We start from the raw sequence: 23122 nt of genomic DNA on the forward strand, positions 1-23122 counted from the left end.
TGGGCACCCTCAGATGCGATAGCCGGACTTGGACACCGTCTCGATGATCGGCGGATCCCCGAGCTTGGCCCGCAGCCGGCTGATCGTGATCTTGACGGTGTGGCTGAACGGGTTGGCGAACTCGTCCCATGCCCGTTCCAGTAGCTCTTCAGCCGAGACCGTCCGCCCTCGGGAGGCCAGCAGCAGTTCCAGAACGCCGAATTCCTTGGGAGTCAGCTCCAGTTGCCGCCCAGCTCGGGTGGCCAAGCGCTGCGCGGTGTCCACGACAAGATCTTCGTGGCGGAGGGTCGGGGGGACGGCGGGGTGGGCCCGCCGCGCCAGCGCGCCGATCCGGGCCACCAACACTGGGAAGTCGAACGGCTTGGGCAGGTAGTCGTCGGCCCCCAGACCGAGCCCGTCGACGAGATCCTCGTTCGTCGCCGCGGCGGTGAGCATGAGCACCCTGCTGCGGCAGCCGGTGCTGACGAGCCGGGCACAGATCTCGTCACCGTGCATGCCGGGCAGGTCGCGATCGAGCAGGATCACGTCGTAGTCGTTGTCGAGGGCGCGCTCCAGCCCGGTGGGCCCGTCGAGTGCCACGTCCACGGCCATCCGTGAGCGGCGCAGGCCGGCGGCGATCGCCTCGGCCATCTCCTCGTCATCCTCGATCACGAGTATGCGCACCGTCGTCAGTCCTCCCGTCGTCTCCCTGCAATCTGCCGAACAGGGAGTTTCAGGAAGGTATCAGCCACTCGCCGACGATACTTTTCTGAAACCGCTGCCTGCGTACACCTGTTCACCATGACAGATGACGTGCACAGCGCCGCCTTCGGCCGGCGCAGACTCCTGAGCGGCGCGGTGGGTCTCGCCCTCGGTTTGGCCGTGGCGCCGACCGTACTGCCGGCCGCCGCGCAGACCGCAGGCCGGCGGCTGACGCTGCCCGCTCCCACCGGCTCGTACGACGTCGGCACGGTGTCGATGCGTCTGGTGGATCATGACCGGCAGGATCCCTGGTGGGAGACGAAGCACGACCGCGAGCTGATGGTCACCCTGTGGTATCCGGCCAGGCGCGGCGGAATGGTCACTGCCTGGATGGAGCCGAAGGAGCTGGCCCACTACCGGACCACGACCACCAACAACCTGAAGGAGATGGCCAAGCGGCTCGAGCTGGGCGACGTGGATATCTCGCTGGACAAGGTGCGCTTCCCGCTCACCCACGCCCGCACCGGCGCCCCGGTTCGTCCCTCCTCCCGCCCGTACCCGGTGGTGCTCTACTCGCATGGCGCGGGGGAGTCCCGCTGGCTGGGCACCACTATCGTGGAGGACCTGGCCAGTCGCGGCTACGTCGTCGTCGCTATCGACCACACCTATGACGCCGACGCGGTGCAGTTCCCCGGTGGACGAGTGGAGACCGTCCGGCCAAGCCTCGACAAGGACGGCGCCTACAGCGTGATGAAGGTGCGCATCGCCGACACGCGGTTCGTGCTCGACCGGCTCGCCACCGGACGCTCGCTGCCCAAGGAACTGGCCGACAGCATGGACCTGCACCGGATCGGTATGTTCGGGCACTCCTTGGGCGGCTCGACCACCGCCCAGGGCATGGCCAACGACCCGCGGATCAAGGCCGGGATCGACCTGGACGGCCACGTCATCCCGACCGTCACCGTCGCACCGCCGATGCCGCGGGAGAAGGTGGCCGAGTTGGTGGGAGAGGTCGCCACCCGCATAGGCGAACGCCCTCTCATGATCATGAGCAGCGATGGCAAGGGACCCGAGGAACTGGGCGTCCTGATGTCCGGCTTCTGGAACAAGCTGCGCGGCGAGCGGCGCTTCTTGTCCATCGTCGGCACGACGCACGCCAGCTACACCGACGCCAAGTCGATCATCTACCAGCTGGCTGAGATGAAGGTCATCCCCGAGGCTCTGACACAGACGGTCGGCACGATCAACCCGGCGCGGGCGGCCGCTGCCGAGCGCGCCTACGTGGCCGCCTTCTTCGATCGCCATCTGCGCGGGGACCATGGCAGCCTGCTGGACGGGCCGTCCGAGATCTATCCCGACGTTCGCTTCTTCGAGTGAGGAATCCCTTGCCAACGATCAAACCGCTGCTCGCCGCGTCCGTCGGAGCGCTGCTCCTGATATCCGGCACGGCGGCGCAGGCCGAACAGGGCACAGTGGGGCAGGCCGAGAAGGCGGCGGCGTGTGCCGCCGCAAATGGTCCTGCTCAGCCCGAGCCGCTGAAGGCCACCACGATCGCCACCATCGAACAGGCCTACGACTGCATTTACGACCGCTACTACGACAGCAAGGTCCTTGACGACCGCAAGCTGCTGGTCGCGGCGTTCGCCGCGTTCGCCCAGGAGCTGCACCGGAACGGGCGGGACGTGGCCGAGGCGGTGATGCCCGCGCTGACGGGCGACCGCGAGGGCGACTGGGACGCCTTCAGCGCCGTCTACCAGCGCGTGACCGGTCTGCTGCCGAACGACGCCGCGCTGCGGCAGTCTCTGGCCGCAGCGACCCTCAGCGGCCTGATCCGCGCCCTGGGCGACAACCACGCCAAGTGGCAGCGCGCCGAACTGCCGCCCGGCTACCAGCCGGGCCAGGAGTACGGGCTGGGCATCACCACCTTCCCCTCCAGCGGTTTGATGACCGGCGCGCCGCAACAGGCGCTGCCTCCGCTGTACGTCCGCGGCGTGCTCGGCGGAGCGGCCGCCAAGCACGGGCTGCGCCCCGGTGACGTCATCGAGGCGGTCAACGGTGACACGCCGTTCGCCGGCGGCGTTCTGTCGCCGGGCGTGGTCAACATGCTCTACCCGCAATACCCGCAGACCTCCGCGGTCCGGCTCAAGCTGCGCCGCCCGGCCACGGGCCGGACCTGGACGGTGGCGCTGAAGCCCACCCTGTACAAGCCCGCCTCCAAGACCGTCGACGCCAAGCTGCTGGACGACGGCATCGCCTACGTCAAGCTGACCGGCTTCGCGCCGAAGGCCGCCGACGCCGTGCTCCAGGCGATCGCCGGCCTGGGCAAGGCGAAGGCAGTGGTCCTCGACGTGCGTGGCAATCGCGGCGGCTCCCCGGAAGAGGCCAACCGGCTGCTCGGCGCGTTCGCGCACGGCAAGGTCACCGCGTACCTGTGCGATGCCACGGGCACCTGTCAGGCCACCCGCACCGACGACACCGTTCCGCTGCTGAACCTGCCCCTGGCGGTGCTCACCGACCGCGACTGCGCGTCGGCCTGTGATCACTTCACCTCCGCGGTCAAGGCGCACGACATGGGCACGCTCGTCGGCACCCGTACCGCTGGCATCGTGTCGGGACCGGCCACGGCGTACTTGCTGGACGACAACAGCGCCCTGCTCCTGCCCGCGCTCTACCACCTCGGGCCGAACCACGAGGTCATCAACCGTATCGGCACGCCGCCCCACCACTACGTGCCGACGACCGCGAAGGATGTGTCCACGGGGCGCGATCCCGTACTGGCCAGGGCGCTGGCCGTGCTCGCCGAGTAGAGAAGGACGTCTCATGCGTATCACGACAGTCATGGCGCTCGGCCTGCTGATCACGGGCCTGACCGCGTGCGGCCAGGCGTCGACCGGCGCCCACGTCGCCTCCGCCGGCAGCCCCGCCGCTACGGCGAGCTCCGCCGGCACCACCTCACGGGAGGATGGCGGGCTCAAGTTCGCGCAGTGCATGCGCGAGCACGGCATCGACATGCCCGACCCGCAGGGCGAGGACGGCAGAATCCAGGTCAAGCTCCCTGAGGGTGCCGACCCGCAGAAGGCCAAGACGGCCATGGAGCAGTGCAAGCAGCATCTGCCGAACGGGGGAGAGCCGGAGCAGGCCGACCCAGCCAGGGTGGAGCAGCAACGGAAGTTCGCCCAGTGCATGCGGGAGAACGGGGTCCCCAAGTTCCCCGACCCGGACGCCAACGGCGGCTTCAAGATAGGCCCTGACACCGGCATGGACCCCAACGACCCCAAAGTCCAGGCTGCCCGGCAGACCTGCGCCAAATATCAGCCGGCCGCGCCCTCCGGCGCTCCGACCGAAACCTGGAGCGGTGGGTGACCCGGACCACATGGGTGTCCGGGATCCTGGCCGCGGCGGTGCTCGCCGCCGCGGCCTGGCTCTGGCTCCACGACGGCGCGGCGGGGACGTCGCCGCGACCGTCGGCAGGCGGCCTGCCCCCGGCCACTGCGAAGGTCATCCGGCAGACGCTGATCGACACCCAGACCGAGCCGGGCACCCTCGGCTACGGCCCGGAAACGGTCCTGTCGAACAAGCTCAGCGGGACCCTGACGCGCGTGCCCGCCGTGGGAGCCACGGTAAGGCGCGGTAAGGCCGTCTACCGGGTAGACGACACCCCGGTCACGCTCCTTTACGGGTCGCTGCCCGCCTACCGCGCGCTGTCACCGGGCGTGGAGGGCGCCGACGTCGAGCAGTTCGAGCGCAACCTGCGCGCGCTGGGATACAAGGGGTTCACCGTGGACGACTCCTACTCCTCCCAGACCGCCACGGCGGTGCGGGCGTGGCAGGACGACCTCGGCCTGCCGGAGACGGGCACGGTTGAGCTCGGCCGCGTCGCGTACGCGCCGAGCCCGATCCGGGTGGACGCCCACAAGGCGAACGCCGGCGACACTCTCCAGCCAGGCACGCAGGTGCTGGCCCACACTGGCACCACGCGCGTGGTCACCGTGGAACTGGAGGTGTCCGAGCAGCGGTTGGCCGCCAAGGGCGCCGCGGTGAGCGTCGAACTGCCCGACGGCAAGACCGTCAAAGGCAAGATCGCCAAGACTCAGGTCGTCATCGACACCGGCGGCGACAGCGGCGGCGAGAGCGCGGACCCGGAGACGAAAATCGAGGTCACGATTGCGATCAGCGGCGCGAAGGCCGCCTTCGACCAGGCGTCGGTGGACGTCGCCTTCACCGCCTCCAGCCGCAAGAACGTGCTGACTGTGCCGGTGACCGCGCTGCTCGCCCTTGCCGAGGGCGGCTACGGCGTCCAGGCGGTGGACGGCACCACGACGCGGATCGTGCGGGTGCGTACCGGCCTGTTCGCCGACGGCCGGGTCGAAGTGAGCGGCGACGGCCTCCGCGAGGGCATGACCGTGGGGATGCCGTCATGAACGCCATGGTTGAGCTGCACGAGGTGACTAAGACCTACCCCGGTGGCGTGACGGCCCTGGGCGGCGTCACGCTGTCCATCGACCACGGTGAGATGGTGGCCATCGTGGGCCCGTCCGGCTCGGGCAAGTCGACCATGTTGAACATGATCGGCACGCTGGACCGGCCCACCACTGGAACGGTCCGCATCGACGGCCACGACGTGGCCGCCTTGCCGGACCGGCGGCTGTCGGCCCTGCGTGCCCGCCGAATCGGCTTCGTCTTCCAGCAGTTCCATCTCGCCCCCGGCCTGTCCGCCCTGGACAACGTCGCGGACGGTCTGCTCTACACCGGTCTGCCGAAGCGACAGCGCCTGCGCCGGGCCAGGGAAGCGCTGCTCCGCGTTGGGCTCAGCGACCGGCTCGGCCACCGGCCGCACGAGCTGTCCGGCGGGCAGCGGCAGCGGGTGGCCATCGCCCGGGCGGTGGCTGGCGAGCCGGGGCTCCTCCTGGCCGACGAGCCCACCGGCAACCTGGACTCGGCTTCCGGGGCGGGCGTGATGGCGCTGCTGCGCGAGCTGCACGCCACCGGCACCACGCTTGTGGTCATCACCCACGACCGGGAGATCGCCGCGAACCTGCCGCGCCAGGTGGTCATGCGCGACGGGACAGTGATCTGAATGTCGGCATATCAGCTCTCCCCGGCCCGGTTGAGTCCGCGTGACGTGCTCGGCGTGGGCGCGGCCGGGTTGCGCACCCGCCCACTGCGGGCGTTCCTGTCGGCGCTGGGCATAGCGATCGGCATTGCAGCGATGATCGCCGTGGTCGGCATCTCCTCCTCGAGCCGGGCCGAGCTGGACCGCACGCTGGACGCGCTCGGCACCAACCTGCTCACCGTGTCGCCGGGCAACACCCTGTTCGGCGACGACGCCACCCTGCCCCGCGAATCCGTCGAGATGATCTCCCGTATCGGCCCCGTGGAGCAGGTCTCCGCCACCGGCAAGATCACCGACGCCCACGTCTACCGCACCGACCGCATCCCGCAGGCACAAAGCGGCGGCATCTCCGTACAGGCCACGAACCTGGACCTGCCGCGGACCGTGGGCGCCACCATCGCCCGCGGCACCTGGCTCAACGCGGCGACCGCCCGCTACCCGGCCGTGGTCCTGGGCGCCACGGCAGCCCGGCGGCTCGGCATCGGGGACGCAGGCCAGAACATCCAAGTGTTCCTCGGCGGCAGGTGGTTCACCGTCGCCGGCATCCTGCAGCCGGTGCCGCTGGCCCCCGAACTGGATTCGGCGGCGCTGATCGGCTGGCCGGCCGCGGCGGCGTACCTGACCTTCGACGAGCGCCCCACCACCATCTACACCCGCACCGCCGACGCCGCCGTCGAAGCGGTCCGGGCGGTGCTGGCGGCCACGGCGAACCCGCAGGCGCCCAACGAGGTGAAGGTCTCCCGGCCCTCCGACGCGCTGGCCGCCCGCCAGGCCACCGACCGCGCCTTCACCGGGCTGCTGCTCGGCCTGGGTGGCGTGGCCCTGCTGGTGGGCGGGGTCGGGGTGGCCAACACCATGGTCATCTCGGTGCTGGAACGCCGCGCCGAGATCGGGCTACGGCGCTCGCTCGGCGCGACGCGGGGACAGATCCGGCTGCAGTTCCTGGCCGAGTCGCTGGTGCTGTCCGCCCTCGGCGGCCTCGCCGGCGTGCTCTCCGGCGCCGCCGCGACCGCCCTGTACGCGCGTACCCAGACCTGGCTCACCGTCGTGCCGCTCTGGGCCATGGCGGGCGGCCTGGCCGCCACGGTGCTGGTTGGCGCGATCGCCGGTCTGTACCCGGCCATCCGCGCCGCCCGCCTGTCACCGACCGAAGCCCTCTCCGCGACCTAACCCCGTTGTTCCCCAGAATCCGATCTCCCCACGCGCCAGGAGCCAAGGAATGCCTCAGGGCTCTCCTGCACGTGTTTTCCCTCATCGAAGGGATCCACAAGATGAATCGTGCGAAAGCTGCCGCCGTGGCTGGGCTCGCCTGCGCGACGCTGATCGCAGGCGTTGCCGCCCCCGTCACCGCTGCCCCGGCAGGGTTGTCCGCGGTCGCCGTACGTGATGTACCGCGGAGTGCCGATGTGCAGCGGGCGGTCAACGAGTTGGCGAAGCGGTCCGGAGTGGAGGCAAGCTACGCGACACCGACGGGGTGAACGCCACCGACGCGTGGGCGGCCGACGGCGTGATTTCCACCGCACACGACCTCTCCGCCTTCTACCGCGCGTTCCAGCAGGGCAAGCTGCTGCGCCCGGACCTGAAGGAGATCCTCATCAGCCGCCCGCAAGGCCAGCCGACAGATCCTGCACGATGCGCCGACTCGTTCCTGGGCGCCGGCCCCGGCTCCCTCTCCGTGACCTCCGCCTCCCCGCGGGCGCGACCAGCCGGCGCAGCCGCAGGTGTTCGGGCCCGTCCATCTCCGACATGGTCCGCATGTACGGCAGGCAGTCCTCGGGAACGTCCGGCCGCAGGAAGCTGCCCGAGGTGATCGCGAACCGGGCGTCCGCCAGCATCGCGCGGGCGCCCTCGTGCCGGGTCAGCGTCCACAGCGGTGGGAGGCCCGGCGTCAGGACCCGAGCGATCGGCGAGCGCTCCCTGGCCCGGCCGTACGCGGTGAACGGGTCACCGACCACGAGAAAGGCCGGGCTCCGAAGAGCCCGGCCCTCGCCGATCGCGGCCCGCCTAGCGGCGGGCGAGCTTCCAGGCCAGCGGCAGCAGGCCGGCCGCCACAGCGATCTTGGCGGCGTCGCCCAGGAGGAACTTGCCGGCGCCCTCCACCAGCGCCGTCCCCAGGTCCAGGCCGGTCACCGCCACGAGCACCGGCAGGCCGAACGCGTAGATGATGACGTTGCCCAGCGCCATCGTGCCGACCGTGCCGAGGACCGTGCGGTCGGCGCCGCGCTCGGCGAGCTTGCCGACGACGGCCGCCGCGGCGATGAAGCCCAGCACGTAGCCGAACGTCGCCCCGCCGAAGCCCGAGCTGTGACCCGCGAACCAGGGCACGCCCGCGATGCCGGCGACGAGGTAGAGGGCCATGCTGGCGGCGGCCCGGTTCATGCCGAGGGCCGCGCCCACCAGCAGGACGGCGAAGGTCTGGGCCGTCACGGGCACGGGCCAGAGAGGGACCGTGAGCTGGGCGGCCAGACCGGTCAGGCCCGCTCCTCCGACCACGAGGGCGACGTCGCGGACACGGCTGCCCGGCAGCAGGTCGGACAGGACGGCGGGGCGGATCGACACGGGGGCGGATGCCATCAGGGCTACACTCCTTCGCTTGGTCTTGCCCCTATTGTTGGCCGTCGCCCGCTTCGTGTCCTGCACCGGGTGTGCCAAGAACGACCCGACCGGTTTGTACGGGTGCGATAGAAGCCGGTCGCCGTGTCCCTCTCAGGCGGACCCACTAGCGTGTGCCGCATGCGCTCACGTCGTTCGGTTCTCGCGGTGCCCGGCAGCAACCTCCGGTTCCTGGAGAAGGCCCAGGGCCTGCCGGTGGACGAGGTGTTCCTCGACCTGGAGGACTCCGTCGCGCCGCTGGCCAAGGATCAGGCCCGCGCCAACGTCGTCACCGCGCTGCGCGAGGGCGACTGGACCGGCAAGACCCGCGTCGTCCGGGTCAACGACCTGTCGACGCAGTGGACGTACCGCGACGTGATCGGGGTCGTCGAGGGTGCGGGCGAGCACCTCGACTGCCTCATGCTGCCCAAGGTCCAGGACTCCACCGAGGTCGTCTGGCTGGACACGCTGCTCACCCAGATCGAGAAGGCCATGGGCTTCGAGGTGGGCCGCATCGGCATCGAGGCGCAGATCGAGAACGCCCGCGGGCTGGTCAACGTCGACACCATCGCGGGCAGCTCCCGGCGGCTGGAGACGCTGGTGTTCGGGCCCGCGGACTTCATGGCCTCGCTCAACATGCGGACCCTCGTCGTGGGCGAGCAGCCCCCCGGCTACACCGAGGGCGACGCCTACCACTACATCCTCATGCGGCTGCTCATGGCTGCCCGGACGCACGACCTCCAGGTGATCGACGGGCCGTACCTCCAGATCAAGGACGTCGAGGGGTTCACGCGGGTGGCCCGGCGGTCCGCCGCGCTCGGCTTCGACGGCAAGTGGGTGCTGCACCCGTCGCAGGTGGACGCGGCCAACGCGGTGTTCTCGCCCACCCAGGAGGACTACGACCACGCCGAGCTCATCCTGGAGGCGTACGAGCACTCCACGACGGTCGAGCGGCGCGGGGCCGTCATGCTGGGCGACGAGATGATCGACGAGGCGTCGCGCAAGATGGCGCTCGTCGTCGCCGCCAAGGGCCGCGCCGCCGGGCTGAGCCGTACGAAGACGTTCCAGCCCGGCGAGTGACTCCTGTCAGAAGGTGACCCCGACGCTGGTGAAGAACCAGAACGCCGAGGTCAGCCAGAGGCCCACCAGCGCCGTGAACACCAGCCCGCCCAGCACCGGCAGCGTCCAGCCCGGCGTTCCCCGCCTGGGCAGCGCCAGCATCTTGGCGGTGAAGAGGCCGTAGAAGAAGCAGCCGAGCAGCGAGTGGGCGAGCACCCGCGGCACGTCGTACTGGAGTCCCAGCGCGTACAGGCAGTGGAAGGCGACCGGGATCGTCAGGACGAACGCCAGCCGGCCCGACCAGCGGTGCACGGCCGGCGGCACGGGGACCCGCAGCCTGCCCCACATCGACAAAGCCGACACGATCTGCACGATCGCCAGCAGGAACGCGCCCGTCGTCAGCCACGCCTTCATCGGCAGCGCCCCCGAGAAGCCCGCCGGTCCCACCGCGAAGCCCGTGGGCGCGTGGACCCGCCCGTAGACGCCCAGCGCCACAGTGGCGAGCGCGCCCGCGAGCAGGGGAGTGAGGAGGACGGTCAGGCCGCCCGGCCGTCTGCGGCGCACGGTGGTGGTCATCGCATCTCCTCGATGAAGCCGTCGACGTCCTTCGGGTAGAGGGTGGCCTCGCCGGCGGTCACGGGCTCGGTCGGCCGCTCGCCGTCCAGCTCGGGCACCTGGATCTGCTCCTCGCCGGCGAACGCCGCGCCGACCTGGGTGAAGCCGCCCTGCGGCCGCTTCAGCACGATCCAGCCGGCCCGGATCTTCGCGCCGCGCACCTGCGCGGTCGCCCGGTACAGGCCCGAGGGCTTCCTGACCACCGGCGCGTCGAACGTCCACCGCTTGCCGCCGACCTTCAGCCACCCCTTGGCCTTGCCGTCGCCCAGGGTGGCCCCCGCCGCCGCGCCGCCGAAGCCCGCGAGGCCGACCTTCCCGCCGACCGCGTCGCCCTTGAACCACGCCTCGGAACGGCCGTCGCAGAAGTACCCGACGGCCTTGTCGCCGCGGACCGAGATGGCGATGAGGCCGCCGTTGCGGTCCACGTGCCCGCCGTAGTCCGCCTTGGCAGGGCCCTTGGCCGTACGGGTCGGCGACGGCGTGGCCCGCGGCGTGCCCTCGGCGGGCCGCGCGGTCTGGTCGTTCGCGGCGTTCTCCGGGCTCTTGGTGCTCTCCGGGCTCTTGGTGTTCCCGGTGGTGCTCGCGGTGGCGGTGCGGTCCGCCACGGGTGCCGCGGTGACGCTGGCGACACCGAGCCCCGCGGCGAGCACGGCGCCGGCCGCCAGGGTGAGGACAGGTCCCAGCCTTGACATTGGATCCGCTCCCAGGCTCGACATGCTGACACCACGAGCATCCGCCCAAAAGGACGAGCCGTCTGTGAAGTAATGCGCATCGGATGGACAGAATGTAAAGATGCAGGAGAACTCAGGACCCCAGCTTCCGTACGGCACGGAGCCGCCCGGTCCCGTCCACCAGCCCTGGCGGGCGGGCTCCCCTGAGTCCGCCCCGCAGCCGCCCGCCCCGGCGGCTCCCCCCTACGGCGCGCCGCCCTACCCCGCCCATCCGGGCCACCCAGCCTACGGCGCGCCCCTGCCGCAGCCGGTGTCCTGGTTCGCCCCCACGCCCTCGGGCGCCCGCTACGACCACCTGGCCAGGACACCCCTCGCTCGCCCGTGGCGGCAGATCGTCGGGACGCTGGTGGTAGCCCTGGGGTTCCTGGTCGTGGGCGTCGTGGTGGTCCTGGCGGGCTCGGTGTTCGCCACGATCGCCGGGCTGCCGATGCCGATCACCGCGGACGAGTCGTTCGGCGACCCGGTGTTCGGGATGGCGGTGCTGCTGCTGTCGATCGCGGCCGTGCTGCCGCTGGTGTTCGGGACCGCCGCGCTGGTGCAGCAGCGCAGACCCGGGACGCTGTCGTCGGTGGCCGGGCGGCTGCGCTGGCCGTGGCTGCTGTCGTGCGCCGGGGTGGCCGTGCTCGCCCTGGTGTTGGGACAGGCCGCCCAGGCGGTGGCGCTCATGCTGTCGGGGGAGGACACCTCCGACATGTTCGGGTGGGCGGGCTGGCGCGAGTTCGTGCCCGCCCTGATCGTGATCGTGCTGCTGGTGCCCTTCCAGGCGGCGGCCGAGGAGTACATCTTCCGCGGGTGGGTGCTCCAGGCGCTGGGCGCGCACGTGCGCAACCCGGCGTGGGCGATCGTGCTGGGTGCCGCCCTGTTCGCGTCGCTGCACGGCTACACGGGGGCGGGGCTGTTCGACGTGTTCGCGTTCGGCGCGGTCATGGGGTGGCTGGCCGTACGGACCGGAGGGCTGGAGGCGCCGATCGCGCTGCACGTGGTCAACAACATGATGGCCTTCGGGGTGAGCGCGGCGGCGGGACAGCTCGACGACGCGCTGCGGCAGGGTGCGGTGCCGTGGCAGGCGCTCGCGGGGACCGTGGTGCAGCTCGGGGTGTTCGCCGGCGGGGTTCTCTATCTCGCGAAAAAGCGGTCAATCAGCGTTATCTCTGATAAATACGGCGACGGGGTTGAGGAATCTCGCTAGAGAGGTCTCGCCATTCTGGCTTCGGCGTGCTGGTCTGGATGCTGTGGGGAGGCGAGGATGGCGGAGGTGATCATCTCTGTCCGGCGGGGTACGTGTCGACGCGTGCCGGCATTCCCGGGGACAGGCGCCTACAAGTGATCCCCAGCCCTGGAGCGGTCCGAATCGTCCGGCCGAATCCCGGAAATGCGGTTTTGTGCCCTGTTGATCAGGTTCGACCCGTTCGACGAGCTCGACTAGGAGGTGCGCCGCGTGGCCTCCGCTCCCAGCGATCCGCCACGGCGACCGCCGGGTGACGACGACCCTCACCCGGAATCCGTCCCGGACCCGTCCACCACGGCTCCATCCGCCACACCTACGCCCCCGTCGTCCCCGCCCCCGCCCGCGTCCCCGTCGGCATCGGCATCGGCATCGGGGGAGCCTCGCATCAGGCACTCTCCGCCGGGCCCCACGGACGACCGGGCCCGTGGGTTACCGCTGGCGTCGCCCTGGGGGATGCCGCCGTTCTCGTCGCCCACTCCGGAGGACGAGGAGCCGGAGGAGCCGCCCCGGGGGCGCCGGCCGTACAGCTCGCCCACCGCAGAGCCGGAGGCGGAGCCGCGCCGCAGGCCCCGGCGGCTGGTGAACCGGCCCGACAAGCTGGTCGCCGGCGGCCCGCCCCGCCCCCAGCCCCATCGCCCCACCCCGCGGGGCACGGACCCCGGCGCCGAAGGGCGGGACGACCTGCCGCCCGGCGTGGTGCCGGCGGGCGTGATCCCGCCCGAGGTGGTGGACCCGGGAGTGCTGCCGACCGGGGTGGTGCCGGGCTCCTGGTTCGAGAGCCGCGACGCGGCCCCGGGCGAGGCGCCCGCCGCCGCCGACGGCGGGCACGGTCCGGACGGTGACGAGGACGACGATCTCCCGTCCCGTGCGCGTCCGTACGTGGCCGCCCCCCTGCCCGTGATCGACGCCCCGCCCCCCGCCGGAGCCACCGCCGAGACCCGGCATGCCGATCGCGAGGAGGACGGCCGCGAGCCCGGGGATGAGCCCGGCCACCGGCCCGGGGACCGGCCCGAGGACCGGCGTGAGGACCGGCCTGTGGATCGGCCCGACGACCGGCCCGACGACCGGCCCGACGACCGGCCTGAGGAGAGGCCGGGTGACGAGGTCGAGGTGCGGCGGGTGGGCAGGCCGCCGGCCGGGCGCCCCACGAGGCCCGATCTGCTCGTCGCCTCCGGCCCGCCCCGATCCGGCGCCCACGGCGGGCGGCACCACCGGGGGCCGGCACCCTCGGCCGTACGGCGAGCCGGCCCCGTGCGCGGGCGGCGCAGCATGGCCGCCCCCGTGGCCGTCGTCCTGGCGCTCGCCCTGGTCATCGCCGGCACCGTGATCGTGTGGCGGTGGAACGCACCGGGCGAGCCCGCGCTGCGCCTGGCGGCCGGCACCGGGCGGTCCGGCGACGACCTGTTCACGGTCCCGTCCGCCGGCGACGGCTCCAACCAGGTGCTCAACGACATCGCCGCCGCCGGCAAGGCCGTGGTCGCCGTGGGCAGCGACACGACGAGCCCGACGCCGCGACCGCTGTTCCTGTTCTCGCCGGACAGCGGCAGGACGTGGCGGCTCGGCAAGGTCAGCGGCGGCGCGACGACCTCGACGGTGCGGCGGGTCGTCGGCGGCGACGGCCGCTGGCTGGCCATCGGCGGCGACGTCAGCGGGGGCGTGAGCGGGGCCGGCGGTGGACCCGGTGGTGGACGGGGCCTGTGGACCAGCGCCGACGGCCTCGGCTGGGTTGCCGTGGAGGAGAGCGGCCTGGCGGCGTTCAGGGACGGCGACGTGGTGGCCGACGTCGCGCGGACCCGGTCGGGGTTCGTGGCGGTGGGAGGCACGGCTCGGGAGGACGGCGGCCTCGGCCCGGCGGCCTGGCAGTCGTCCGACGGCCGCGCCTGGCAGCGGACCGACCTGCGCGCTCTGGACACGTTCGACCTGCGGGCGGTCGTGGCCAGGGGGGACACGGTCATCGCCGTGGCCCGGCCGGCGCAGGGCGACGGCTCACGGGTGGTGCGCTCGGCCGACGGCGGGCGCACCTGGCGGGCGACGGGGTTCCAGCTCCCGGAGGCGATGCCGCGGGCCGGGTCGCTGGCCGTGCTCCCGGAGCGGTTCGTGCTCGTGCCCACCCGTCAGCGCACGATCGAGGGCGACGTGCGGGTGTACTGCTCGCCGAGCGGCGAGCAGTGGGCGCAGTGCGGCTCGATCGGCGGGCTCGGCGGCGAGAGCCCCGGCGTCGAGTCGGTGATCACCCATCCGGGCGGCGTCGCCGTGGTCGCGCAGGCGAAGCTCGACTCGTACGAGGTGCTGACCAGCCGCGACGCGCGTGCCTGGACGAAACGCGCGGACCTGGCGGGGCTGCGGGGCGCCACGCTGCGCGGGGTCACGATCACGCAGTCGGGCACGCTGCTCGCGGGCGGCGACCAGGCGGCGGCGGACGTCGACAACCAGCTCGTCCTGCTGGCCGCGCCGCCGCGCGGCCGGGCGGCGCGCGTGCGGCGGGCCGACGTGGAGGGCCTGTCGCGGATCGCCCGCCGCACCAACGGCCTGGCCGCCCACGAAGGCCGGTACGTCGCGGTCGGCAGCGCCTCCGGCGACGCCGGCATCTGGACCAGCCTCAACTGGAAGAGCTGGACCTCGATGAGCCTCGGCGGCCCCCGCGAGCAGGAGCTCGACGACGTCGTGCACGGCCGCCGCGGCTGGCTGGCGGCCGGCTCCACGCAGACCGGCATCGGCGTCACCGAGCCGCTGCTCGTCACCTCCGAGGACGGCCGCTCCTGGAAGCGGGTGCCGGCGGGCGGCGACCTGGCCCGCCCGCAGGACCACGCCCGCCTGGCCGTGACCGCCGTGGCGGCCGGCCCGGAGGGGTACGTGCTGGCCGGCGAGGACACCGGCGCCTCCGGCACGACCGGCCCCGCGCTGTGGTTCACCCGCGACCTGCGCAAGTTCACCCGTTCCCGCAAGCTGCCGCAGGGCGGCTCCGGCGTCCGCGTGCTGGACCTGACGGCCAACGCGAACGGCTACGTCGCCGTCGGCGCGGCCGGCGGCGGCGACGGGGAGCGCGGCGTCGTCTGGGTCTCGGAGGACGGCGTCAACTGGAAGGCCCGCAAGCGGCTCGTGCCCGACGGGGCGGCCGCGGCCGGGCTCCGCCACGTCGCCGCGTACCAGGGCCGGATCGTCGCCATCGGGACGGCCCGGGCGCAGGGGGCCCTCCGGGCGTTCGCGGCCGTCTCGGAGGACGACGGCGCCACCTGGAGCACGTCGTGGCTGCCCGCCGAGCGGGCGGCGGACGTGTACGACCTGGCGGCGACGGACCAGGGGCTGGTGGCCGTCGGCTGGCACGGCACGCCGGGCGACGCCGACAGCGCCGCGTGGATCTCCCAGGACGGCGCGTCGTGGACCCGCTCGGACCTGACGAAGGACCGGCTGGGCGGACCCGGCATGCAGTGGCTGGCGGCGGTCACGGTGACCGGATCGGAGGTGGTGGGACTCGGCCGCAGCACCACCTACGACGCCGACCACCTCATCCTGTGGACGTCCACCCTCACGTCCGGCCGCTGAGGTCCTGACCCGGCTCGACGGAGCGCCGGGTCAGGGCCACACCTCCCACTCGCGCAGGGCCTCGGCCAGTCCCTCGGTGAGCGGCAGCCGCACGAGGTCCCGCGGAGAGCACCAGCGCGCGTCGGCCGCGTCGTCGGCGGCGGCCAGCGTGCCGCCCGTCACGGTCGCGAGGTAGTCGCGGATCTCGTACGTCACCCCGCCCGGCCCCGGGCGGTCCACGACGCCCGCGAGGCGGCCCACGGCCACGCGCAGGCCCGTCTCTTCCAGCACCTCGCGCTCCAGCGCGGCGGCGTCCGTCTCGCCCGCCTCGACCCGGCCGCCCGGGATCGACCACAACCCCTCGCCCGGCGGGTGTCCGCGCCGCACGAGCAGCAGCCGGCCCCGCCCGTCCTTGATCACCGCGCCCACACAATTTACGCGCACCTGACCAAGATTACGGCGACTCGACGGCGCCGCCCTTGACGACACCGGGCTTCACGACGCACCGTTGATAGCTGTGACAGCGGCTCCAACCTGCCCACGGTGCTTTGGCCCGCTTCACGGGCCCAACGTGTGGTCCAGCGCATGGCGGTGCGACGCGCACGGCGACGTCGTGCCCTTCCAAGCCCCCCTCCCGCCCTCGGACGTGGCCGTCGGCGCGCTGCGCAAGAGCTCGGTCGTGCCCCTGTGGATCCCGTGGCCGCTGCCTGCCGGGTGGCTCGTCACCGGGTTCGCCGAGGCGGGCGACGAGCGCAGCGGCGGCCGGGCCGGCGTGGTCGCGCTCAGCGGACCGTCGCTCGCCCACGGACCGGCCGACATGCTCCTGATCGCGGAGGAGCCGGGCGTGGGGCTGGGGGCGGCGTTCGCCGGGCTGAGCGGGCCCGACCCGGGGGAGGGGTTCGACTCCGGGCCGCCGAACGCCAAGGTCGAGGTGCTGGGCCATCCGACCCCGCTGTGGTGCGTCGGCGCGGGCTCCGACCGGGCCGTCTACGCGGGCGAGGCGCTGGGCAACTGGCTGTGGGCGATCGCCTGGCCGGCCGACGCGGGCTGCGTGATCGCCCTGACCGACCTGAGCCTCCTCGACCTGCGTGACCACGACTTCGACCTGCCCTTCGGCGCGTTCTCGCCGCGCCTCGGCGGCTGACCAGTACGCTCCGCCAGCCGGACGGACTAGAGTGCGGAAGCGTGACAGCGCGTATCGAGCGAGTGGTGACCGAGGGCGTCGTCGACATCGACGGCACCGAGCACAAGGTCGAGAACAACACCTGGATCGTGGGCGACGACGACGAGGTGATCGTCATCGACCCGGCGCGTGACGCCGACAAGATCCTTGAGCAGGTCGGTGAGCGTGAGGTGCTCGCCGTCATCTGCACCCACGGCCTGCCCGACCACGTCGGCGCGGCCATCGAGGTGGCCAGCAGGGACGAGTCCGTCATCGCCCTCCACCCCAAGGACAAGCAGCTCTGGCGGGACACCTGGACCGAGACGTGGCCGGACATCGAGATGGAGGACGACGGCGTCTTCGGCGTCGCCGACGTCCAGCTCGACGTCATGGAGACGCCCGGCATCAGCCCCGGCGGCGTGTCGCTCTACTCCGAGGCGCTCGGCGCCGTGTTCACCGGCAAGACGCTGCAGGCCGACGGCCCGGGCAAGCTCGGCGGCGAGTACCCCGCCCTGCCCGACCAGCTCACCGCCATCGGCGGGCGCCTGTTCACGCTGCCCGGTGACACCCGCGTGCTGGCCGCCCACGGCGACGAGGTCACCATCGGCGACCTGGAGCCGCACTTCGACGACTGGGTGTCCGGCTCGCTGACCCGCACCGTCACCGAGGAGGAGGGCCCGCTCGCCGACGGCACCCGCGTCGCGGGGATCAGGCTCGACCCGGGCGACGACTAGGGTGCGAGGGCTCCGCAGCGACCGGAGTGACGAGGGAAGGCGGCGGCTCCGCGGCGACCGGGCCGCCTGCACGGGGTGGAGGCCATGAACGCCGACCAGCTCCCCCTGGAGGGGATGCCGCGGCGGCTCTACTCGTGCACGCCGTCGCGGCTCAACACCTGGCTCGACTGCCGGCGCCGCTACCGGTTCACCTACCTCGACCGGCCTCAGCCGCCCAAGGGCCCGGCCTGGGCCCACAACAGCGTCGGCGCCAGTGTGCACAACGCGCTGGCCGGGTGGTGGCGCGAGCCGTACGAGCGGCGCACCCCGCTGACCGCGGCCATCCTGCTCACCAACGGGTGGATCAAGGAGGGCTTCCGCGACGAGGAGCAGTCGGCACGGTGGCTCGGCCGTGCCCGTGACCTGGTCTCCGGCTACGTCAGCACCCTCGACCCCTCCGACGACCCGGTCGGCGTGGAGCGCACCGTCGCCACCCGTACCAAGGTCCTCGCGCTGTCCGGGCGGATCGACCGGCTCGACCGGCGGGGCGACGAGCTGGTGGTCGTGGACTACAAGACCGGGCGGCGGCCGCTCACCCAGGACGACGCCCGCTCGTCGCTCGCGCTGGCCGTCTACGCGATCGCGGCCTCCCGGATGATGCGCACGCCCTGCCGCACCGTCGAGCTGCACCACCTGCCGACCGGCGAGATCGTGGAGTGGCGGCACACGGACGAGTCGCTGGAGCGGCATCTGGGGCGGGCGGAGGAGGTGGCGGTCGAGGCGTCCGCCGCCGACGAGCGCTACCGTGAGGCCGTGGCCGCGCCTCCGCCGTCCCGGTCGAGGGCGCCGCGGGGCGCCCCGCAGGGGCCGGCGGTGCGGGTCCCGCCCGAGGTGGAGGCGCTGTTCACGCCCAGCCCGGGGCCGATCTGCTCCTGGTGCGACTTCCGCCGCCACTGCCCCGAGGGCCTGGCCGCGGGCCCCGACCGCAACCCCTGGGATGGGCTCGCCGACTAGGAACCCTCAGATCCGCCGACGGTCTCGTACCTGATCAGGAGGCAGCCACTCAGCCTTCAAGATCGGCGTACTCGGCGATGCCGGGACTGCCGGTCGCTCACGGCGCCGGCGGCCGTCTCCCGGCTGGACGACGCCCCGCTCAGGCGAGGCCGGCCACCCGGCAGCGACCCGTTCAGGCGAGGCCGGCTCGCCGGGCGACGACATCGACGTGCTCGGAGAGCAGTTCGAGCAGGTCCGCCGGCTCCGGGTCGTCGGCGTGCAGGTGGGCCAGGGCCGTCAGGGCGGTCATGGCCACGTCCAGGAGTTCGTACTCGACATCCTGGCGCGTGGCGGACCGGCCCTTGCGGGGATTCTGGCCGGTGACGCCGACGAGTGCGTTGATCGCCTCGCCCGCCTCCTCGGCGACCTTGGCGACCCTGCCCCACAGCAGCGCCTCAGGGTCACGGTCGAGGTTGTCCGGCGACTGGTCGATCCAGGTGGACACCGCGCGGATGAGCGCGTTGGTCCGGTCGTGGTTCATCGACCCGGACTCTACCGGCCGCCCTGCCCGCCCGGACATGGAACTGGACCTGGACCGGTATCGGTTCGGGCGTGGAGGCGGCGACACCCGGCCCGCGCCACGGGCCGGTCAGTTCTTCGGCCGGCGGCGCGGGTCGGTCAGGCCCCTGAGCCCCTTGCTCACGTCGTAGCCGGCCGTGCCGAGCCGTTCGCGGCAGCCCCTCAGCATGGTCCGGGTCGCCGGCATGAACGCGCGGTCGTGCACCGGCTCCGGCAGGCTGTTGAGCGCCAGCCGGAACGCCCGCAGCCCCGCCGTCACCAGTCCCGGCGGCACCTCCGGCAGCACGCCGTACATCCGCCTCGCCCACTCCGGCAGCGAGTAGTAGCACAGCGCGCCGAACGGGAAGTAGAGCGGCTTGCCCGCCGACAGATGCCGCAGCTCCCGCGGCAGCCTCGGCCACAGCAGGAACCGCACCGTCGCGGCCGCCTCCTCGGTGACGCGCAGCGACGGCCGCGCCTGCTTGAAGTAGGCGTCCATCTCGGCGCACGAACCCGGAACGTCCTCGGGGTGCAGCCCGACGTAGGCGGCGCTTTCGCGCTGCTCGCGCAGGTAGCGATCGGCGTCGCGCTCCGTCAGGCCGAGCCCCCCGCGCCGGGCCACCTCCAGGTACGACGACACCTCGGCGCAGTGGACCCACAGCAGCAGCTCGGGGTCGTCCACGCGGTGCCTCGCGCCCGTGTCCGGATCGGTGACGCGCAGCGCACGGTGGATGCCGCGCACCCGCCTGCCGATCTCGGCCGCCTCCTCGGGGCTGCCGAACGTCACCCGCCCCACGAAGTCCGCCGTGCGGCGCAGCCGGCCGAACGGGTCGTCCTGGAACGTGGAGTTCTGCCAGACGCCGCGCATGGCGAGCGGGTGCAGCGCCTGGAGCATCAGCCCGCGGACACCGCCGACCCACATGGAGCGGTCGAGGTGGACCCGCCAGGTGGCGCTGTCAGGAGGTTGGACGACGATCTCGTCGATGCCGGCCATGATGGGCAGCAGGATTACACGGAGACGGACCTGGTGTCCAAATGGCGGCTCTCCGCCCGGTTCCAGAACCTGACGAGCGCGGCCGCCGTCGTCTCGGGTGCCTCCACGGCCGGCGAGTGGGCGGCGCCGGGCACGACCACGATCTCCGCGCCCAGGGCCGTGGCCATCTCCGCCTGCGTCTCGGCGGGCCAGCCGTCGTCGTGCTCGCCGTACAGGACGAGCGTCGGCACCTCGACCTGGCGCAGCTCGTCGGTGCGGTCGTGCATGCTCACCACCTGCTCGGCCATGCGGGACAGGCCGGTCGGGGAGTTGGACAGCAGCCGCCTGCGCAGGAACGCCAGGATCTCGTCGGGCACCCCCGCGGACAGCGCCTCCGGCTCGAAGGCGTCGTCCCAGACCTGCTCAAGGCCGAGCCGCGGCACCTCGTCCATGATCCGACGGCTGGCGTGAGCCCGCCGTCCGACGATCGCGGCCGGGCCCGAGCTCATCAGCGTGAACGAGGCGAACTTGGTGCGCCCGTCGATGACCGCCTCCCGCGTCACGAGACCGCCGAAGGAGTGACCCACCAGATGGAGCGGCTCGCCGTCGGCGACGACCTGGGCCAGCAGGTCGATGTCGGCGCCGAGCGCGGCGCACGTGTAGGCCTCGGGGTCGTCGGGGCCGGGCGTCTCGTACTGCCCGCGCAGATCGACCGCGAGCACCCTGCGGCCGGACTGGGCCAGCGTCTGCAGGACCGCGATGAAGTCCTCCTTGCTGCCGGTCAGGCCCGGGACCATCAGCGCCGGCCAGCGCTCCGCCACACCGCTGACGGGCAGCGCCTCAAGGGCCGCGAAGGTGCCCTCGGGCGTCTCCAGCTTCTGCGGCACAACGCCAGGTGGCAGGTTGAGGAATCGCGGCGTACTCACGTGGGGCAACAATACCCCGAGGTCAGCGGTCCGACACCGGCGAAGTGAGGACGCTGGTGCGAGTTCTGAGGAGTTGTCCGCATGCGCGAAGTGGAGTCCGGCCGGCGGCTGAGCTGCCGCGACTCCTGGCGCGCGGTCGCTCCTGACGTCCCGTTCCGGCGTACCGGGCGGTGAACGCGACCGTGCGGTGAACGCGACAGGGCCGGTGAACGCGACCGTGCGGTGAACGCGACAGGGCGCGCACCGCGAAGGTGCGCGCCCTGTGGTCCGGACGTGTCCGGGGGTTCTTCCGGAGGCGTCAGCCCGTGCGGCGGCGATTACCGCCGCCGCCACCGCTGCCGCCGCCACGAGCCTGGCGGCGCTGCTGCTTGCGCTCCGTCGCGGCCGACGGCGCGATGTCGTCGTCGTCCGTCGCCAGATCCGGTGACTGGAAGATCACCGCGAACGGGCTCGGCGGGATGATCCGCTCCGGCTCCTTGCGGGCCGGGGGCGGCGGGGTGGACAGGAAGCTCGGCTCCGGAACGCGCTCGGCGACCGGCTCCTGAACGCGCCCGCGGTCCTCACCGCGTCCGCGCTCGGCGGCGTCCTCCCGAGCACGTCCGCGCTCGGCGACGTCCTCCTGAGCACGTCCACGCTCCGTGGACGGCTCCTGGGCACGGCTCCGGGAGATGACGGGCTCCTTCTCCTTGACACCCCGATCCTTGACGCCCCCATCGTTGACGTCGCGATCCTGGACGTCCCGCTCCTTCGCCTCCCGCGGGCCGGCCTCGGCGGCCGGCTGGGCGGCGGAGCGGCGGGTACGGCGGCGCGGCTCGGCGGCCACCGCCTCCACCTCGTCCGCGGAGATGATCGCGGGTGTCTCGTCGGTCCTGCGCGAGCGGTTGTCCACGACCTCTACCTCCGCGGTCTCGACGGGGCTGTCTTCGGCCAGCTTGCCGCCACGGGTGCGGCGGCGCTGACGCGGCGTGCGCGGCGGACGCTCCTCGCGCTCCTCACGCTCGTCGCGGCGGCGACCCCGTACGCGCGGGCGGCCGGTCTCACCGAGGTCCTCGATGCGCTCGGCCGACAACCCCACCCGCGAGCGGTTGGCGTGCGGCAGGACGCCCTTGGTGCCCTCGGGGATGCTGAGCTCGGAGTAGAAGTGCGGCGACGTCGAGTAGGTCTCCGCCGGCTCGGCGAAGTCGAGCCCGAGCATCTGGTTGATCATCTTCCAGCGGGTCAGCTCCTCCCACTCGACGAAGGTGACCGCGATGCCCGTGCGCCCGGCCCGGCCGGTGCGGCCGATGCGGTGCACGTAGGTCTTGTCGTCGGTGGGCGCGTCGTAGTTGACCACGTGGGTGACGTCGTCGATGTCGATGCCGCGCGCCGCCACGTCGGTGGCGACCAGCACGTCGATCTTGCCGTTGCGGAACGCGCGCAGCGCCTGCTCCCGCTGGCCCTGGCCGAGGTCGCCGTGGACGGCCGCGACCGCGAACCCGCGGGTGTCGAGCTGCTCGGACACCATGTCGCAGGCCCGCTTGGTCTCGCAGAAGACCATGGTGAGCCCGCGGCCCTCGGCCTGGAGCAGCCGGGACACGATCTCGATCTTGTCCATCCGGTGGACCCGCCAGACGAGCTGGCGGACCTGCGGGGTGGCCTCGCCCTCGCCGCTGTCGTGCTCGGCGCGGACGTGGGTGGGCCGGTTGAGGTACTTGCGCGACAGCCCGACGATCTCGCCCGGCATGGTCGCCGAGAACAGCATGGTCTGCCGCTGCTCGGGGATCAGCTTGAAGATCCGCTCGATGTCGGGCAGGAAGCCCAGGTCGAGCATGCGGTCGGCCTCGTCCAGCACGAACGAGGTGACCTGGCTGAGATCGAGATGCTTCTGCTTGACCAGGTCGAGCAGCCGGCCGGGGGTGCCGACGATGACGTCGACCCCGGCCTTGAGCGCCTCGACCTGCGGTTCGTACGCGCGACCGCCGTACACGGTCAGCACGCGCGAGCCGAGCTTGCCCGCGGCCGTGACCAGGTCCTCGCTGACCTGGGTGGCCAGCTCGCGGGTGGGCACGACGACGAGCCCGCGCGGCTTCTTGCGGTTCTTGCGCGGCTTGCCGATGCTCTGGAGCATCGCGATGCCGAACGCCAGGGTCTTGCCGGTGCCCGTGCGGGCCTGTCCGATCAGGTCCTGGCCGCTCAGTGCGAGCGGGAGTGCCATTTCCTGGATCGGGAACGGTGTGGTGATGCCCTCGGTCTCGAGGGCATCGGCGATTTCTGGAG

Annotated in this window: 22 protein-coding genes; 12 read left to right on the forward strand and 10 right to left on the reverse strand. The window is 72.6% G+C overall.

Annotated features, from left to right (window positions below; all coding sequences use genetic code 11):
• Positions 1-9 precede the first annotated feature (9 nt).
• A complete protein-coding gene (locus MTP10_RS28670) occupies positions 10-663 on the reverse strand; it encodes a response regulator transcription factor (RefSeq protein ID WP_310712942.1) in 654 nt (217 codons plus the stop codon).
• A 129-nt stretch (positions 664-792) separates the two neighbouring features.
• Here MTP10_RS28670 and MTP10_RS28675 point away from each other — a divergent pair, with 129 nt between their 5' ends.
• The 6 genes from MTP10_RS28675 to MTP10_RS28700 are packed head-to-tail and all read left to right on the forward strand — an operon-like array spanning position 793 to position 6964.
• Entirely contained in the window at positions 793-2058 is a 1266-nt protein-coding gene (locus MTP10_RS28675; RefSeq protein ID WP_310712944.1) for a lipase, read from the forward strand.
• An 8-nt stretch (positions 2059-2066) separates the two neighbouring features.
• The gene (locus MTP10_RS28680) at positions 2067-3488 is read left to right on the forward strand and encodes a S41 family peptidase (RefSeq protein WP_310712947.1); all 1422 of its coding nucleotides are present in this window, start codon (positions 2067-2069) and stop codon (positions 3486-3488) included.
• Positions 3489-3501: 13 nt separating this feature from the next.
• Positions 3502-4044, forward strand: coding sequence for a hypothetical protein (locus tag MTP10_RS28685; RefSeq protein ID WP_310712948.1), 543 nt, complete (start codon positions 3502-3504; stop codon positions 4042-4044).
• Positions 4041-5102: a peptidoglycan-binding domain-containing protein gene (locus MTP10_RS28690; protein ID WP_310712950.1), complete on the forward strand. Its 1062-nt coding sequence runs from the start codon at positions 4041-4043 to the stop codon at positions 5100-5102. Before MTP10_RS28685 ends, MTP10_RS28690 begins: the two co-directional genes overlap by 4 nt.
• Positions 5103-5107: 5 nt before the next feature.
• Positions 5108-5758: an ABC transporter ATP-binding protein gene (locus tag MTP10_RS28695; protein ID WP_397334529.1), complete on the forward strand. Its 651-nt coding sequence runs from the start codon at positions 5108-5110 to the stop codon at positions 5756-5758.
• Positions 5759-6964, forward strand: coding sequence for an ABC transporter permease (locus MTP10_RS28700; protein WP_310712954.1), 1206 nt, complete (start codon positions 5759-5761; stop codon positions 6962-6964).
• 425 nt (positions 6965-7389) lie between these two features.
• Here the strand turns inward: MTP10_RS28700 and MTP10_RS28705 are convergent, their stop codons facing one another.
• Positions 7390-7749 carry a hypothetical protein gene (locus MTP10_RS28705; RefSeq protein ID WP_310712956.1) on the reverse strand — a complete coding sequence of 120 codons (360 nt, stop codon included), beginning with the start codon at positions 7747-7749 and terminating at the stop codon, positions 7390-7392.
• Between the two features lie 49 nt (positions 7750-7798).
• Positions 7799-8368 carry a biotin transporter BioY gene (locus MTP10_RS28710; protein ID WP_310712958.1) on the reverse strand — a complete coding sequence of 190 codons (570 nt, stop codon included), beginning with the start codon at positions 8366-8368 and terminating at the stop codon, positions 7799-7801.
• Between the two features lie 159 nt (positions 8369-8527).
• Between MTP10_RS28710 and MTP10_RS28715 the strand changes: the two genes are divergently transcribed.
• Complete coding sequence (locus MTP10_RS28715; protein WP_310712960.1) at positions 8528-9466, forward strand: CoA ester lyase; 939 nt, start codon at positions 8528-8530, stop codon at positions 9464-9466.
• Between the two features lie 6 nt (positions 9467-9472).
• Here the strand turns inward: MTP10_RS28715 and MTP10_RS28720 are convergent, their stop codons facing one another.
• Positions 9473-10021 carry a DUF6529 family protein gene (locus MTP10_RS28720; protein ID WP_310712962.1) on the reverse strand — a complete coding sequence of 183 codons (549 nt, stop codon included), beginning with the start codon at positions 10019-10021 and terminating at the stop codon, positions 9473-9475.
• Entirely contained in the window at positions 10018-10752 is a 735-nt protein-coding gene (locus tag MTP10_RS28725; RefSeq protein ID WP_310712964.1) for a hypothetical protein, read from the reverse strand. Before MTP10_RS28725 ends, MTP10_RS28720 begins: the two co-directional genes overlap by 4 nt.
• A 100-nt stretch (positions 10753-10852) precedes the next feature.
• Here MTP10_RS28725 and MTP10_RS28730 point away from each other — a divergent pair, with 100 nt between their 5' ends.
• Positions 10853-11980 (forward strand): type II CAAX endopeptidase family protein, encoded by a 1128-nt coding sequence (locus MTP10_RS28730; RefSeq protein WP_310712965.1) that lies wholly within the window; start codon positions 10853-10855, stop codon positions 11978-11980.
• Between the two features lie 492 nt (positions 11981-12472).
• Positions 12473-15562 (forward strand): hypothetical protein, encoded by a 3090-nt coding sequence (locus tag MTP10_RS28735; protein ID WP_310712967.1) that lies wholly within the window; start codon positions 12473-12475, stop codon positions 15560-15562.
• A gap of 30 nt (positions 15563-15592) precedes the next feature.
• Here the strand turns inward: MTP10_RS28735 and MTP10_RS28740 are convergent, their stop codons facing one another.
• Positions 15593-15985 (reverse strand): NUDIX domain-containing protein, encoded by a 393-nt coding sequence (locus tag MTP10_RS28740; protein WP_310712969.1) that lies wholly within the window; start codon positions 15983-15985, stop codon positions 15593-15595.
• A gap of 73 nt (positions 15986-16058) precedes the next feature.
• Between MTP10_RS28740 and MTP10_RS28745 the strand changes: the two genes are divergently transcribed.
• From MTP10_RS28745 to MTP10_RS28755, 3 genes are all read left to right on the forward strand, one after another.
• The gene (locus tag MTP10_RS28745; RefSeq protein WP_310712970.1) at positions 16059-16685 is read left to right on the forward strand and encodes a DUF6758 family protein; all 627 of its coding nucleotides are present in this window, start codon (positions 16059-16061) and stop codon (positions 16683-16685) included.
• Between the two features lie 41 nt (positions 16686-16726).
• Positions 16727-17437 (forward strand): MBL fold metallo-hydrolase, encoded by a 711-nt coding sequence (locus MTP10_RS28750; RefSeq protein ID WP_310712972.1) that lies wholly within the window; start codon positions 16727-16729, stop codon positions 17435-17437.
• Between the two features lie 84 nt (positions 17438-17521).
• Entirely contained in the window at positions 17522-18430 is a 909-nt protein-coding gene (locus tag MTP10_RS28755) for a PD-(D/E)XK nuclease family protein (RefSeq protein WP_310712974.1), read from the forward strand.
• Between the two features lie 172 nt (positions 18431-18602).
• On the opposite strand, the gene MTP10_RS28760 is transcribed toward MTP10_RS28755, so the two are convergent.
• From MTP10_RS28760 to MTP10_RS28775, 4 genes are all read right to left on the reverse strand, one after another.
• Positions 18603-18950: a MazG-like family protein gene (locus MTP10_RS28760; RefSeq protein WP_310712976.1), complete on the reverse strand. Its 348-nt coding sequence runs from the start codon at positions 18948-18950 to the stop codon at positions 18603-18605.
• A 108-nt stretch (positions 18951-19058) separates the two neighbouring features.
• A complete protein-coding gene (locus MTP10_RS28765) occupies positions 19059-19961 on the reverse strand; it encodes an oxygenase MpaB family protein (RefSeq protein ID WP_310712977.1) in 903 nt (300 codons plus the stop codon).
• A gap of 14 nt (positions 19962-19975) precedes the next feature.
• Entirely contained in the window at positions 19976-20866 is an 891-nt protein-coding gene (locus MTP10_RS28770) for an alpha/beta hydrolase (RefSeq protein WP_310712979.1), read from the reverse strand.
• Positions 20867-21164: 298 nt separating this feature from the next.
• The gene (locus MTP10_RS28775) at positions 21165-23060 is read right to left on the reverse strand and encodes a DEAD/DEAH box helicase (RefSeq protein WP_310712981.1); all 1896 of its coding nucleotides are present in this window, start codon (positions 23058-23060) and stop codon (positions 21165-21167) included.
• Positions 23061-23122 lie beyond the last annotated feature (62 nt).

Origin of the sequence: Nonomuraea sp. 3-1Str (genome assembly GCF_031570565.1) — a bacterium.
Classification (GTDB): domain Bacteria; phylum Actinomycetota; class Actinomycetes; order Streptosporangiales; family Streptosporangiaceae; genus Nonomuraea.

Bases quoted from the DNA above. Each gene is read 5' to 3' on its own strand.
- MTP10_RS28685 (WP_310712948.1), top strand. From the start codon at position 3,502: ATGCGTATCACGACAGTCATGGCGCTCGGCCTGCTGATCACGGGCCTG.
- MTP10_RS28695 (WP_397334529.1), top strand. From the start codon at position 5,108: ATGGTTGAGCTGCACGAGGTGACTAAGACCTACCCCGGTGGCGTGACG.
- MTP10_RS28700 (WP_310712954.1), top strand. From the start codon at position 5,759: ATGTCGGCATATCAGCTCTCCCCGGCCCGGTTGAGTCCGCGTGACGTG.
- MTP10_RS28710 (WP_310712958.1), bottom strand. From the start codon at position 8,368: ATGGCATCCGCCCCCGTGTCGATCCGCCCCGCCGTCCTGTCCGACCTG.
- MTP10_RS28715 (WP_310712960.1), top strand. From the start codon at position 8,528: ATGCGCTCACGTCGTTCGGTTCTCGCGGTGCCCGGCAGCAACCTCCGG.
- MTP10_RS28720 (WP_310712962.1), bottom strand. From the start codon at position 10,021: ATGACCACCACCGTGCGCCGCAGACGGCCGGGCGGCCTGACCGTCCTC.
- MTP10_RS28725 (WP_310712964.1), bottom strand. From the start codon at position 10,752: ATGTCAAGGCTGGGACCTGTCCTCACCCTGGCGGCCGGCGCCGTGCTC.
- MTP10_RS28730 (WP_310712965.1), top strand. From the start codon at position 10,853: ATGCAGGAGAACTCAGGACCCCAGCTTCCGTACGGCACGGAGCCGCCC.
- MTP10_RS28735 (WP_310712967.1), top strand. From the start codon at position 12,473: ATGCCGCCGTTCTCGTCGCCCACTCCGGAGGACGAGGAGCCGGAGGAG.
- MTP10_RS28755 (WP_310712974.1), top strand. From the start codon at position 17,522: ATGAACGCCGACCAGCTCCCCCTGGAGGGGATGCCGCGGCGGCTCTAC.
- MTP10_RS28760 (WP_310712976.1), bottom strand. From the start codon at position 18,950: ATGAACCACGACCGGACCAACGCGCTCATCCGCGCGGTGTCCACCTGG.
- MTP10_RS28765 (WP_310712977.1), bottom strand. From the start codon at position 19,961: ATGGCCGGCATCGACGAGATCGTCGTCCAACCTCCTGACAGCGCCACC.
- MTP10_RS28775 (WP_310712981.1), bottom strand. From the start codon at position 23,060: ATGGCACTCCCGCTCGCACTGAGCGGCCAGGACCTGATCGGACAGGCC.